At 48.1% G+C, this 14,106-nt stretch carries 13 protein-coding genes; 5 read left to right on the forward strand and 8 right to left on the reverse strand.

What is annotated here, in order from left to right:
• The first annotated feature begins 222 nt into the window (after positions 1-222).
• A complete protein-coding gene (locus A3849_RS07330) occupies positions 223-2,283 on the forward strand; it encodes a methyl-accepting chemotaxis protein (protein ID WP_074110815.1) in 2,061 nt (686 codons plus the stop codon).
• A gap of 175 nt (positions 2,284-2,458) precedes the next feature.
• On the opposite strand, the gene A3849_RS07335 is transcribed toward A3849_RS07330, so the two are convergent.
• The 3 genes from A3849_RS07335 to A3849_RS07345 form a co-directional block, all read right to left on the reverse strand.
• Positions 2,459-4,162 (reverse strand): methyl-accepting chemotaxis protein, encoded by a 1,704-nt coding sequence (locus A3849_RS07335; protein ID WP_074110816.1) that lies wholly within the window; start codon positions 4,160-4,162, stop codon positions 2,459-2,461.
• Positions 4,159-5,361, reverse strand: a complete 1,203-nt coding sequence (locus A3849_RS07340) for an ABC transporter substrate-binding protein (RefSeq protein ID WP_256700686.1) — start codon at positions 5,359-5,361, stop codon at positions 4,159-4,161. Before A3849_RS07340 ends, A3849_RS07335 begins: the two co-directional genes overlap by 4 nt.
• Positions 5,362-5,717: 356 nt before the next feature.
• Positions 5,718-6,950: an MFS transporter gene (locus A3849_RS07345; protein ID WP_256700687.1), complete on the reverse strand. Its 1,233-nt coding sequence runs from the start codon at positions 6,948-6,950 to the stop codon at positions 5,718-5,720.
• A 238-nt stretch (positions 6,951-7,188) separates the two neighbouring features.
• Between A3849_RS07345 and A3849_RS07350 the strand changes: the two genes are divergently transcribed.
• Complete coding sequence (locus A3849_RS07350) at positions 7,189-7,764, forward strand: TetR/AcrR family transcriptional regulator (RefSeq protein WP_074110818.1); 576 nt, start codon at positions 7,189-7,191, stop codon at positions 7,762-7,764.
• Here the strand turns inward: A3849_RS07350 and A3849_RS07355 are convergent.
• The 4 genes from A3849_RS07355 to A3849_RS07370 form a co-directional block, all read right to left on the reverse strand.
• Complete coding sequence (locus A3849_RS07355; protein ID WP_074110819.1) at positions 7,738-7,917, reverse strand: aspartyl-phosphate phosphatase Spo0E family protein; 180 nt, start codon at positions 7,915-7,917, stop codon at positions 7,738-7,740. The two genes, A3849_RS07350 and A3849_RS07355, sit on opposite strands and share 27 nt — an antisense overlap.
• A gap of 175 nt (positions 7,918-8,092) precedes the next feature.
• A complete protein-coding gene (locus A3849_RS07360) occupies positions 8,093-8,851 on the reverse strand; it encodes a DUF3600 domain-containing protein (protein WP_074110820.1) in 759 nt (252 codons plus the stop codon).
• Positions 8,841-9,425 carry a sigma-70 family RNA polymerase sigma factor gene (locus tag A3849_RS07365; RefSeq protein ID WP_074110821.1) on the reverse strand — a complete coding sequence of 195 codons (585 nt, stop codon included), beginning with the start codon at positions 9,423-9,425 and terminating at the stop codon, positions 8,841-8,843. Before A3849_RS07365 ends, A3849_RS07360 begins: the two co-directional genes overlap by 11 nt.
• Before the next feature lie 176 nt (positions 9,426-9,601).
• Entirely contained in the window at positions 9,602-10,018 is a 417-nt protein-coding gene (locus tag A3849_RS07370) for a MarR family winged helix-turn-helix transcriptional regulator (protein ID WP_074110822.1), read from the reverse strand.
• A 463-nt stretch (positions 10,019-10,481) separates the two neighbouring features.
• Here A3849_RS07370 and A3849_RS07375 point away from each other — a divergent pair, with 463 nt between their 5' ends.
• Positions 10,482-11,018, forward strand: coding sequence for a DoxX family protein (locus tag A3849_RS07375; RefSeq protein ID WP_074110823.1), 537 nt, complete (start codon positions 10,482-10,484; stop codon positions 11,016-11,018).
• Positions 11,019-11,086: 68 nt separating this feature from the next.
• Here A3849_RS07375 and A3849_RS07380 read toward each other — a convergent pair whose 3' ends face one another.
• Positions 11,087-11,758: an O-methyltransferase gene (locus A3849_RS07380; protein ID WP_074110824.1), complete on the reverse strand. Its 672-nt coding sequence runs from the start codon at positions 11,756-11,758 to the stop codon at positions 11,087-11,089.
• A 185-nt stretch (positions 11,759-11,943) separates the two neighbouring features.
• On the opposite strand from A3849_RS07380, the gene A3849_RS07385 reads away from it, so the two are divergent.
• Positions 11,944-12,840, forward strand: coding sequence for a LysR family transcriptional regulator (locus A3849_RS07385; RefSeq protein ID WP_074110825.1), 897 nt, complete (start codon positions 11,944-11,946; stop codon positions 12,838-12,840).
• 130 nt (positions 12,841-12,970) lie between these two features.
• Positions 12,971-14,104, forward strand: a complete 1,134-nt coding sequence (locus A3849_RS07390) for a stalk domain-containing protein (protein ID WP_074110826.1) — start codon at positions 12,971-12,973, stop codon at positions 14,102-14,104.
• The last annotated feature ends 2 nt before the right edge of the window (positions 14,105-14,106 follow it).

Genomic DNA, 14,106 nt, shown 5'->3' on the forward strand with positions numbered 1-14,106 from the left:
GCCAGTTTCATATTATCTTCAATCTGAAGAATCAAATATTCTTATATTTCTATCATTTTTTTTACACAAATGCTTGTTATAACTAGATTACAGAAATCAGTGATTTATCCAGAACGCAAGAAGGGAGAATGTCAAATTTTATCATTAAATTAAAACAATTTTATAACCGATAATGTAACGTGGCCATTAAAAGGTTACTTTAAAAAAAAGGAGAATGAACATATGGGAACCATAAAAAAAGCAAATCAAAAAATAGGCAACATTTCTTTGAAGGTCAAGCTTCCCGTCTTAATTAGCTTGCTGGTGGCCATCGTTCTCTTGGCGACTTCGGTAACAGTATATCTATTCTCATCGGATTTGCTGCTCCGGAAGAGTAAGGATGAAATCAATGCAAACGGCGACCGTATAGGTGAGGGATTGTGGACGGCCATGCAGTTGCAGGAGCAGACTTCTTATGTCATTTCTGTTCATAATACTTTTAAAGAATTATTGGAGCTTAGAGCAGAAGGCTCCCTCTCAGACAAAAAGTTCTTTTCATCGGAAAACCCCTATTTTAACAAAGCAAATACAATACTGCAGGATAGTATGAAGGGTACACAGAGTACTGACGCGATGCTCGTTCTGGATACAAAGGGAACGATTGTTGCCGGAACAAAACCTGACACAATTAGCCAGTCCAGATCAGACCGGGAATACTTTACCCAAGCGCTAAAAGGTGCCTCATTCATCAGTGATGCAATTACATCTAAAGAGACTAAAAAACTAATCATTGCTTTTGCCCAGCCCATCAAAGACTTAGACGGCAAGGTGCTAGGTGTGTTCGCCATGACCGTGGACAGCAGCTTCTTCACCGATAAATTAGGCAAAATCAGAATTAATGACGAAGGGATTATAGTGATTGTAAGCCGGAGCGGAATTGTCCTCTACAACTCAAAAACCCCCTCCCAAACCGGACAAAGCATTGGCGATAACCCCGGGACCAAAGCCTTCCTGGAGGATCGGGCAGTCGGAGACATCAAGGCTACTTCCACCGAAACGGAAGATAGTTATATCCGATTGAGCAAAATACCGGGGGCAGATCTGATGATTACTGTATCCGATCCCCTCAACGACATTCAACAGCCTATACGTGATATGTTCCTCAAAATGTTGATCGTAACCGTTTTGGCCCTGATCATTGCCATTGGTTTCGGATTAGTATTATCCCGCTGGATAACCAAACCCATTATCACATTGTCCAGGCTGTTCAAACAGTTGGCTACAGGCGATTTAACCGTGGCGGCTAACGGCCGGTATGACAGTGAGTTCAAGGATTTGGCAGACAGCTTCAACGTCATGGTACAGCAGAATAAAGAGCTCATCACCGATATGAACCATTCGATTGCAGTACTCAATACAAGCACCAATGAGCTGGAGGAGACCTCCAAGCAGACCGCACGTTCGATTAATGAAACCTCTGTAACCTCAATGGGAATTGCTCAGGCCATGGAGCTTCAGTCGAATGACACGGAACATATCGTTGAGAAGTTCTCTGGATTCAGCAAGAAGGTGGCTACGATGAATGATAATGCGCAATCGGTCAGACAGAGAGCTGAAGAGATTGTTGAAGTCTTCCATACCAGCAATCAGGTTGTTGAGGGTCTGATCCGGATCAGTGACAAGAATGAGCAGGAGGTCCAGAAAATCTCCGCCATCACCGTTAAGCTTCAGGACAGCTCCAACAGCATCAGCAATATTACAGGAGCCATCAACCAGATCGCCACTCAAACCAATCTGCTCGCGCTTAATGCATCGATTGAAGCCGCAAGGGCCGGAGAACACGGAAGAGGCTTTGCAGTAGTAGCTTCCGAGATCCGCAAGCTTGCTGAACAGAGCTCGAAGCAATCGAACGATATCTATGAGATCATCCAACAAAACCTTGCCTTCGTAGCAGAAAACAATCATAGCGTGGTTGAAATCAATAATATTTCCTCGGAACAGGATGAGCTTGTAGGGCAAACCCAAAAAGCATTCCAGACCATTCTGGACAAAGTCACAGATATAACGGTTCAAATTAAAACTATGGCTGAGGAAATGACTCAAATGCAAAAGGACAAGGATGATGTTCTCGATTCAGCCCAAAGCCTCTCAGCTACCGGAGAAGAAGTGTCGGCATCGGTAGAAGAAGTTACAGCTACTATGATGGAACAATCCCATACCGTTGAACAGCTGGCAGAGATGGTGGGAACGATTGATCAGCTCACAAAGAACCTGGCAGAAGCAGCCTCTAAATTCCGGGTGTAGTAAACGCGGGTAAGCAGAGTTGTTCTAGATCAGTGACCCACAAGAAGGACCCTTTCACAAGGTGATCTTCTTGTGGGTATTTTGTTGGTTTTCGTCCCATTGTCCAGGCACCCGGCAATACAAAAAGATGACTCCTGACAATCCAGAAGTCATCTCCTAGCAGGTCTTGATCCCTCTATACTGAGAACTTTGATATACTGTCCTGCAGTTCTTGGGCCAGCTCAGAGAGCAGTCTGGAGGCCGCCGCAATTTCTTCTACGCTGGCTAATTGTTCCTGAGCAGAAGCTGAGACGTCATGCGCTCCCTCAGAAGATAATACAGTCATCTGGTTAATCTGCTCAAAGGCTATGACCAATTCGTGGGTTTCGTGTGACATCCCTTGGGAAGAATCCGATACATTCTTGATCTGATCGTTGATTTCTTGTATTGAAGCTTCAATTTCCGCGAAGGATTGTCCGGCAGTCCGGACGGCATGAATCCCCAGCTCTGCTTCCTTTTCCCCCTGTGCAACCATCGCAATGGTCTGGCTGGTCTCCTGTTGTATGGAACGAATAACATCAGTTACCCGCTTACCGGATTCAGCAGTCTTCTCAGCGAGCTTGCGCACTTCATTGGCCACTACTGCGAAGCCCCGGCCATGCTCCCCTGCTCTTGCCGCTTCGATTGCTGCGTTCAGGGACAGTAGATTGGTCTGGTTGGCAATATCCGTAATAATCGCAATAATATCTCCGATTTCTTTGGAGCTTTCGCCCAAGGAACTTACGACCTTCGATACATCAACCACATTCGCGGATACCGCTGACATTTGCCGGATCGCTGTTTCAACAGCCTGAATCCCTTCTGAAATCAAACTGGAGGCCATATCCACTGATTCTTTGACGTGGACGGAACGCTCTGCTATTTGTGCAGCCTCTCCATCCATCTTCTGAACGAGCACAACGCTGGCTTCAATGCTATTCACCTGTGTCTGTGTACCTTCAGCCACCCGCTCTGTAATCATGGCAACATGCTCTGTTGCCTGACCGGTCTGCTCAGCACTGGCAGTCAGCTCCTCGGATGAAGCCGCAACCTGTTCTGCATTCGAGCCCACATCCTGAATCAGCACCCGCAGATGATTAGCCATATTATTGAAGGCCACCGACAATTGACCGATCTCATCTTTATTTTTAATATCAACCGACGTATTTCTCAAATCACCATCCGCAATCTGCACCGCCATCTTCTGAAGTCTGAGGATTGGGTTCGATATCATTCTGCTGATCAGAATGGAGGCAATCGCTCCAATTAACAGAGCAGCCCCAGTCAGGGTAAGCACTAATAGCTTAATCCGGGAGACTTCATCGAACGTATCATTGGCTTCTACCGTGAGATCATCCACCTGCAGTTTAACCAATCGTTCTGCAGTGCTGCTGAATTTATTCAGTACAGGACCCTGTGACTCCAGAATTTTCAAATACGTCTCCGTATCATTTTGCTTTTTGCTGTCTATGACCTTCATTGCTGTAATGCTGTAACGTTCCTGCAGCAGATCAAGACCGGCAAGAATCTGCTTGTCACCGCGATCATTAATTAACAGCTTCAATTCTTCCAGTACGATACCGAACTTCGCACGGGCATCGTTGAACATAGTGATGTTATTCTCGTCCCCGTTGACGAGATAACTGTTAAGACTGGATTTCTCCGCCTCCACAGCGATTCTCATATCTTTGATCAACTGAACGGATTGAGATTTATTCGTAAGCAGATGGGTATAGGATCTATTCACCTTCGAGAGATAGGCATAGCTGCTGAAAGATACAACCAGCAAGAGAATCAGAACCAGTCCAAAGCCGCTGTAGAGCTTTTTTCTTATCGTAAACGTGCCTAGTAGTCTGCTCATTTCGCTGTCTCCTCCTTTGTTCCCTGCAGAGTGTCAACAGCCTGCACCCGATATTCCTTAGCCCCGCTTTCAGGAGTAGTGGTGCCGTCAATAACGTGACTCAGTATTAATTGAAGCGCATTTTTCAAGACCACTGCATTTCCGGGTGAAGGAGGATCGATCGGCGAGGAATGGGTTTTCAGATACTCAAGCAGCTTATACTGCTCTTTTCCGGCTTCATCTACCTTTGCGGATAGTCCTGAAGAGATCACTTTAGATACCGGAACTCCGCGTTCTCCTTTGAGGATATTATTGGCTTCTACATTATTTACAAAGAAATCAATGAATTTGACGGCTTCCTCCGGATGTTTCGAATAGGAAGAGGCCATTAAGAACATCGAAGGTTTGATGAATCTGCCCTCTGCTTCTTTTGATATTTGTGGAAAGGGTAACAGGTGGATGGCATGGCCGGCGATTTTGCTTAGTGCAGTGGTATGGTTACTGAACCCAAAGTAAAGGGCTGCCTTTCCGGTTATTAAAGGATGATTCTCATCAATAGGCCAGTCCTTCAATGAATCCTTGCTCAGCAAGCCTTCGTCAACCCACTTTTTGTACAGGGTAAAGTAATCTGCCAGGATCTTATCGTCATCATATCCAAGCCCTGTTCCGTCGGCTTTATACATCTTGACTCCCCGGCTTCTCAGATAATAGTTGACATTAAGCATGTTGCCTAGAGGATAAAAATCCGGGGTGGTTATGGATTGTTTCAACTGCACGAGCGTTGCATGGAGGTCATCAATCGTGTAGTCCTCTGTTGGTACTGTGATCCCTGCTTTCTCAAAAAGTTCGGGGTCATACAATACCGCTTCTGAGTTCATTGCAATATTGACTGCATATAGTTCCTTATTCTTCATCCCTGGAGCCAGGGCATCAGCTGAAATATCCGATGTCGATAATATTTTATTCTTGATATACGGATTAAGCGGCTCTACCAAATCCCGGTTAATATAGTTGAAAATAAATTCATAATCTCCCTGAATGATATCTGCGGTATCCTGGTCAGCCGTTTCTACAGCCAATTGAGCAGCTACATCATCGGCTCCCGAATAATCCTCGGTAATGATCTTGACGTTGGGATGACTCTTCATGTACAGTTCCGCTACCTTGAGGGTATCCTCTTTCCGCTGCTGCTTCCCCCACCAGATATACTTCAAAGTCACTTTCTGATCTGCTGTTTTCTCTTTAGTTTCTGTAGCAGAACCCGTGCAGCCTGTTAGTGCAGATAGTACTAATAGACTAGTTAATACCCATAAAACCGTGCGAAACCTCTCTTTTTTCAATAAAACCCCGCCCTTTTTTGTCGAAACCTGATAAATTTTTAGACATTTTGTAGTTTTTTATCTCTTCCATTTTTATATATCGGATAAGCCATTCATTTTTTGAATAAGCCCTGAAAGAGGCACTGCTATAAGAACAATCTTGAGTTTTACATAAAAAAGAGACCGATCTCTGATACTGGCTAGATCCAGCTTAGAGAGCAGTCCTGTTTAACAACACATGTATTGTCCTTGTTACCTTATGCTTGTTTTTTCTCCGTCAAGTAGTATAAGAAGGCCAGAACCGGCAGCGCCAGCCCGATCAGTGTAGTTAATCCCCAGCCGCCATAGGCATAGGACCAGCCCCCGAGCGAGGAGCCAATAGCTCCGCCTATGAAGAAAATCGCCATAAACAATCCGTTCAAGCGTCCTCTCGCTTCGCTGCCAAGGGAATAAATGGCCCGCTGCCCAAGCACTAGATTCCCCGATACCCCCATATCCAATATAATAGCCCCGGCCACCAGCAGTCCCAGCGTTACTTTGGAATCACCCTGAAACAGATAAGCAAGCAGAAAAGCAGCAGCCGCAAGTCCAAACGCAAGACCCGTCAACGGCTTTGTCCACCCCCGGTCCGCCCATCTTCCTGCAATTGGAGCAGCAACCGCACCCGCCACACCCGCCAGAGCAAACAAAGCGATCCCTTGCTGAGTCAGGTGATAGGTATCAGCCAGCCGCAGGGAAACGGTTGTCCAGAAGAGGCTGAAGGTTCCGAAAAGACTGGCTTGATACATCGCCCGGCGCCGCAGCACAGGTGTATTCTTCAGAAGCGTACCCAGGGAACGGATCAGTCCGCCGTAGTTCATTGAAGGTACAGGCTGGCGCTCTGGAAGAACACGGGATAACAGAATCGTCAATAGAGCAATCACTACAGCAGATATGGCAAAGATCGCATGCCAACCCCAGAGGCCGGAGATGAAGCTGGCCAGCGGACGGGCAAACATAATGCCCAGCAGCAGACCACTCATCACATTTCCCACTACCCGGCCGCGGTGTTCTTCAGTTGCCAGATAGGAAGCATACGGTACCAGAATTTGAGCAGCTACCGAGCCGAGGCCAATAAACAGTGAGGCGCCCAGAAACAATGATGCATTCGGAGCGAAGGCGGCCGTAACCAGAGCAACCACTACTACGGTAAGGGAGATCACGGTAAGACGGCGGTTTTCAATAATATCACTAAGAGGCACTACGAACAGCAGACCAATAACATAACCAATCTGGGTTAGTGTCACAATCAGACCCGCAGCTCCTGTTGAGAGATGAGTAGCTTCGCTGATCGGTCCGACCAGCGTTTGGGCATAATACAGATTGGCCACAATCAGGCCGCAGGATGCCGCCAGCAGAAAAGTGATCCAACCGGGGACTGCATTACTTCCCTGTCTTTCTTGTGCATGTTTCACGTTTGTCGCTTCAGTTGCCTGCTTTACCTGGTTCATATGAATACCACCCTCCATTTAAATACTAAACGTATAGTTCATTAATTATGTTTTTATGATATACTGAACGCACAGTTTTGTAAATAGGCAATTTGAAGTTCTGCCTGACAAACTTATTCATTCGACTTATCCTTAGTCGGGCTGGCTAACTTCATGTGTACTTTTGTATAATGAACGTATAGTTTCTCAAGTGAACCGGAATAGGACTTAGGGTATTTTGAATCAGGAGGATTGGATTATGGATAAAAAAAGAGGACGGCCACGCAACAACGAGGCTGAGGCTTCCATTCTTGCCGCATCTTATGATTTACTGCTGGAGGCGGGTTTTGGCGCGGTAACCGTTGAGAAGATTGCGGAACGGGCGAAAGTCAGCAAAGCGACGATCTATAAATGGTGGCCTAATAAAGCGGCCGTGGTGCTTGATGGATACCTGTCTGCGGCATCTGCCAGGCTTCCCGTGCCGGACACGGGTTCTGTACAGGAGGATATCCGAATTCATGCGACGAATCTGGCTGTTTTTCTATGCAGCCGTGAAGGAAAGGTTATTACCGAGCTGATTGGAGAGGGACAATTCGATGCAGGCCTGGCTGAGGCTAACCGAACCAGATTCTTTGCACCACGCCGCCAGGAAGCCAGGGAGCTGCTGGAGCGCGGAGTAGCCCGGGGTGAACTTAAAAAGGATCTGGATGTGAATTGCAGTATAGATCTTATGTATGGACCGATATTCTACCGGCTGCTGATCACAGGGGACACGCTGAATGGGGATTTTGTAGAAAAGCTGTTGGCGTTAGCTTTCGAAGGAATTCGCGCGTAGCGATTCTTCTTTTGTATATTCATTAATTAATTCATCCAGCTTCATGGATTGCTTGATGACTTTCGGATGCAGCAGTCCATAGGTTGTTTCGATCGCATTCAGCTTCCTGCGCTCCGTTTCGATGCGCCGCTGAATGGCTTCCAGCTTCTTCATATACATAACCTCCCTTAGGTATTTTAGAGGGTTATGTGAAATAATAGGATGTAAGGTAAAATGCAGCATTTAATAAAAAACCGCCGGAATGAAAGGTTATACCTTCCGGCGGTTTTTGCTGTGTTATGGATTTGAGGCGAGGGTGCCGCCTCTATCCAGAGCAGCCTTAAGCCTATTACTGGATTGGCTTGATCATGATACCCAGCTTCTTCAGATAAGGGTTCAGCTCTTCGGTCAACCGGGACTGACTGTTCAGGTCAGCCTGGGTAAACCGTTCCGGATGAGTACTGCCATCCGGGTCCGTTGCTTTGGCATTAAGGAGATTAAATTCACTGATTAATTGCTGGAACTTGGCCAGCTCTTTACCGCTGAAGGTCTGCTTCGCCTTGGCAAGCTGCTGTTCCCAGAACGTATCGGAGTCCATCTGCTTCAGCGGTTGCTGCGGTGCCCCGGTATTCACCAATTTGCTGAAATAGGGCTCAAGCTCTGCCGCCAGCTTGTGATACCGCTCCTGATCCGCAGCACTCAGCTTCTCGGGATGAAGTACTCCTGCCGTATCGGCAATCTGCAGATTGAAGCCGCCAATCTCATGCAGCAACGCGGTCAGACTGTTGAAATCCTCCTTACTCAGGTTCTGCTTCGCCTGCTGGAGCTTGGCTTCAAGCTGGTCATACTGCTCAAGGGTGCCGCCCATTTGAATAAAATGATCCTGCGAGCCGTACATAGAATCAGCCAAATAATTGTATCCGGCATAGACTCCAGTCGGGAGGATCAGTGATGCCGCTATTATCGTAGCTACGAGCCATTTTTTCATGCGTCTGCCCCCTTGTCCGGGTGAAATCCCATTCAGGATCCTCCCCTTCAGTTCCGGTGGGGCGCTCCAGTCCTCAGTTTCTGCTTGCAGCGTCCGCCGCAGGTTCTCTTCAAGACTCATGCAGATCCTCCACCTTCCCTATTCTAATGGTGTCAGCCTTTGGTTTCCGGCGCAGCTTCTGCAGCGCAGCATGAATGCGGGATTTGACCGTTCCCAGCGGAATGCCGAGAATTGCGGCAGCCTCTTCCTGGGAATATTCCTGCAAATAGTGCAGAACAATGACCTGCCTCAGCTTGAATGGCAGGCTATTCACCTTATCCATGAGCGTACGGCTGGATAGCCTGTCTATGACTTCACCGGCAAAATCCGCATCCAGGAACGGGCCAGTGTGCTCCGCTTTCTTTGTGATCCGGAGCTGTCTCCAGCCTTTCCTCCGGTAAGCTTGAACCTGCCGCATCACCAGTCCCATCAGCCAAGGCCTCAAAGCCCGGGTCCCATCATAATGCTCCAGCGAGCGGTGCAGCTCGAGATAGATATCCTGCACCACATCGTCCGCATCGGAAGGCTCGGTAATGAGGAAACGCACGGTCCGGTAGACATCGCGAACAGTCGCTTCATACAACTCCCCATAGGCTTCACGGCTGCCGGCCAGCGTGCGCGCTATGAGCTGCGAGTATTCGGTTTGCTCTTCCATCTGTCTTCCCCTCCTTCAGGCTTACACTATGTATTGGAAGGAAACGCTCAGATCGTTCGATTTATTTTTAGGATTCATTATACGGGACCACATCTGGAAACAAACAGGGCCCTCCATAAATGGAAGGCCCGACTGCTCTCGTGTATGCCTATTTATTGGTGCTCAATCTGGAAGTTTCACAGCTTAATCTTCTCCAGTAAAGCAAGCAGCTGCTGTTTCTCCTCCGGTACAAACTCCGCATAGACTGCATCCAGAAGCCTTTCTGATACTTCTTCAAAGATGGGCTGGAGCTCCCGGCCTTTAGGTGTAAGCGACAGTCGGTGTATCCGTCCATCCAACGGGTCTTGTTCCCGTTTCACATAATCAAACCGTACTAATTTGTCTACCAATGCCGTTATCGTTGACTTGTCCTTGTCGATTGAGCAGGATAACTGGTTCATCGTGATGTCTTCCCGGGCAAACAGCTGAAACAAAATGTCCCCGTGTGAAGGGGCAATTCCATGAATATTATGTTTTTTGAGCTCCCGTTCAATGAACTTATTCCCGCGCCGGTGAATTCGGCCGATGGCCGCCAAGATATTATTCTCATTCATTCTTCCATGTTAAATTTATGCAAAAAGAGTGTCAAGCCCCTCCTGTATCCGGCACAACAAGTACTTCAATCCGAGAAGTGAAAATTTTATGAATAATACATCAAAATTTAGTTTGATATAAAAATATATTCGATTTTTGTGATATTTATCACACCTCATGTGAAAATAATCACTTAATATAAAGGCATCGAAGATGATCATCCGATACCACAGATAAAGAAGAAACAAAGGATAGGCAGAGACGCTAAGAAAACTTCGGATAGGCTTCCGAAGTGAGTTTTATACGAAGAGTATTCATAGCAGGCATGCTAACAAAACTTGGCTTATGCTTCCGAAGTGAGTTTTGTACGAAGAGTGTTCATAGTAGGCATGCTAACAAAACTTGGCTTATGCTTCCGAAGTAAGTTTTGTACGAAGAGTGTTCATAGTAGGCATGCTAACAAAACTTTAAGGAGTGGAGATTATGTTCAACAACTGGTTTCGAAACAACAAAGCAGCAATGGTGCTGCTCACAATAGTACGTATTTACGTAGGGTACCAGTGGATTGAGGCGGGCTGGCACAAACTGACCGGAGGATTCGATGCTGCTGGCTTCCTTAAAGGGGCGATTGCGAAGAGTGTTGGTGAAGATGCTTCCGTACAGGCTTGGTGGGGAAGTTTCCTCCAGCATGCTGCGCTTCCGAACGTAAGTTTCTTCAATGTTCTCATTCCTGCAGGGGAATTCCTGGTTGGGCTCGGACTGATCCTAGGTACATTCACTACCTTCGCCGCATTGATGGGACTTGTCATGAATGCGTCCTACCTACTCTCGGGTACGGTTAGCACCAACGTGCAGCTGCTGCTTATGGAAGCTATTATCATTGTCTCGGCAGCCAATGCCGGTAAGATTGGTCTGGATCGCTGGGTATTGGCTTATATTCGCAGCCTGTTCCACAAGAAAGATAACGGCAGCACTCTTCAGCCTGCAGCATCTGCTCAGGCGATGAATCGCCCCGTATAAATGAGTAACTTTCACAACAAAACCCCGCAAACATGGACAGCCTATGCGTCCTGCTTTGCGGGGTTTTGTTATGCTGTAACCATACCAAGCACGAATCCATCGTATCCTTTGCTGCCCACCGTCTGTAGTGCAGTTGCCTCGATTCGGGGCTCGGCAGCCAGCAGGTCCACAAATTGACGAATGCCCTGCACCCGTTCATCCTTGCTGTCCGCCTTAACCACTTCCCCCTCACGGACCACATTGTCGGCCACAATCACCGCTCCTGGACGGGCCAGCTTCAGTGCCCACTTCAGGTAATGCGGATTGTTCGGCTTGTCGGCATCAATAAAAATGAAGTCAAAGGGTGCAACTCCCCGGGCTTCAAGTGTCGCCAGAGTATCCAGAGCCGCACCTTCTATTACTTCGACCTTACCGTCTAACCCTGCCATTCTTAGATTGTCCTCCGCCACCAAGACATGTATATGTTCATATTCCAGTGAGACCAGTCTCCCCTCTTCCGGCAATGCCCGGGCCAGCCAAATGGTGCTATAGCCGCCTAGCGTACCGATCTCCAGAATATTCACCGCACCTTTCATCTTAGCCAGCAGATACAGAAGCTTCCCCTGATTCGGCGCAACATCAATCCCCGGCAGTCCTGCGCCTGCGTTCGCATCCAGCACAGCCTCCAGGACCGGATCGGCTGCCAGCAGCTTACTGTTGAAATACCCATCGACCTTGCTCCATGTGTTCAATTCTCCCATATGATTCACTCCTAAAAGTTTTTGTAAGCACTGCTTCCTGATCCAGCTCCTTACAAAACTCGCATCAGAAGCATACGCTAAGCTCTGTATTGGATCTATCTCAAATATAGTTTAAAATTATTCATAATACTAATATATGTTTTTAGACATTGTATACATTTTAGTTATATAAGGAGGCGTAACTTGTGAACATCCACGCGCTTAGGCTGTTTTATTATGTTGCTGAGACAGGAAGCGTCACAAAGGCGGCAACCCGGCTCAACATCAGCCAGCCTGCCGTAACCAGCCAGATCAAGAAGTTCGAGAAGGACCTGGGGCTGACCTTGTTCAATCCCAGCGGACGCGGGATTTCCCTCACTCCCTTTGGAGTTGAGCTGGCGAAGCAGGCGGGTAACCTCTTCACCTATGAGGAGAAAATTGATCAATTTGTGGAGGATTTCCGCCAGGGCAGAAAAGGAAAGCTCCGTATTGCGGCTACTTATCTGCCGGCTAACTTCCTCATCCCAGGCTGGGCCGCGAGGTTCAAGGCCGGACATCCTGAGATTGAAATGGTGATTACAACAACCAATTCCCAGCAGGCTTTTGAACAATTGAAGCACCATGAAGCCGATGTGGCATTCTATGGAGGGGGAGCGCAGGACAAACCGCAGGATATCGACTGGCTGGAGCTTTTTGAGGATGAGCTGTGGTTTGTGGTATCTCCTTCCCATCCTTATGCAGACCATACAGTGTCATTGCAGGAGATGATGATGGAGCCGTTTATTATGCGTGAGGAAGGCAGCTCGACAAGGGAACGTCTGGTTTCGTTATGCACAACCTATGGCCTCAAACCGCCTCAGGTCAGTCTGCAATTCAGTGGTCTGGGTGAAGTGATCCGTTCGGTTATGGCGGGATATGGGGCTAACTTCATCTCCGCATTGGCTATCCGGGAATATGTGGAACGAAAGCAGCTGTGCCGCGTGCGGGTGCAGGGTATTCAGCTAAGCAATCACATTGCCATCTGTACCCGAAGCAACGAATCCGTACCCGCAGCTCTGGGGCAATTCATTGAAATCTGCCGCAGCTTTCCGCCCGAATGGTAGCCGGGATTTCCTACATTCTGCCCAAACGTAACAGTCCTGACTTCTTATTGTTAACGGATCGTGGCCCCCGGGCAGATCATTTACAGTATAATTGAACAGATTGGAACTTTTAGACTCTGGAGGTTATTCTGTGAAAAAAATACTGACCGCTTCCGCCCTCGCCCTGCTAATTGCCGGATGTGCGGCAGCTCCTACTATAGATTCGATATCCGCCGCCGCACCACTCACACTGACTGTAGATGGCCAGCCTGTTCTGCCCAAGCTTCATCCTTTTCATTCCGGGGAGATCCTGTATGTTCCCGCAAGAGTGCTGCTGGAATATTATCCGGTTGAATTGAAATGGGATAATACACGTAAAAAGCTCACTCTAACCGATAACAGCTCCCGTACGATTCTTTCACCCGGTCGTTCAGCCATGCAGGTTCAATATACGCAGACTGACGGCGGTTATGAAGACAGCCTTGAAGGGCCTGTCCTTCTGAAGGAGGGACATGTGTATATTTCGGCCGGTACGGTGTCTTCATTAACTGGGGCCGAAGCCAAGCTAACAGCTTCTGGTAGGGCAGTATCCATTACGTCTGGAGATGTCAGTACATCCGTGCGGGTTCCCGCTGAACCATTGGCGGTCGCAGCTGGCACCTCCGGCAAGGTCAAGCTGTATGCGGCCCGGAAGGACGGCAGTACCTATAAAGGGTTCATCCTCGAAGTGAACGGCAGAAAGCACAGTTTCAAATGGGAAGCTCCCCGGCTTGGGTCTTACCCTCCGGTGCTTTACTATGCCGATGTAGATAACGACGGGAAGCCGGAAGCTACAGCGGTATTCAGCCTTGGTACAGGCACAGGCATTTCATTGGAGGAGGTCCATGTGGTCAAGCCGGAAGATTGGAAGGAGCTTGCGGTTCCGGCAGCAGAAAAGGTGGCCTCGGCAGCTGTCACCTCCAAGATCTCGCTCGACAATGTCGACGTTGTGGTCCGGCTTGAGCTTGCCGGCTCTGCTCCATCGAAGGTGACCTTGAGGCTTCCCGGCCGTGCCGGAGATGGCGGTCTGAACCATTTTGGCACACAGGTTGGGATCGGGGCAGTTACTCATTATCAAGTGGCAAATGGAAAGCTGAAGGCAGAAACCAGTGTAAATGCTGGAATTGAGGAGAGTCTGGGGACATTGTTACTGGACTACAAAGCAGGCAGTGGAGGATTGAACCTGGACTCGATCCGGTTTGAACCCTACAATACTACTAAGCAGTATGTGGAAAAGGAGCAGTGAGC

The sequence above is a fragment of the Paenibacillus sp. P46E genome, assembly GCF_001909095.1.
Taxonomy (GTDB): Bacteria; Bacillota; Bacilli; order Paenibacillales; family Paenibacillaceae; genus Paenibacillus_AQ; species Paenibacillus_AQ helianthi.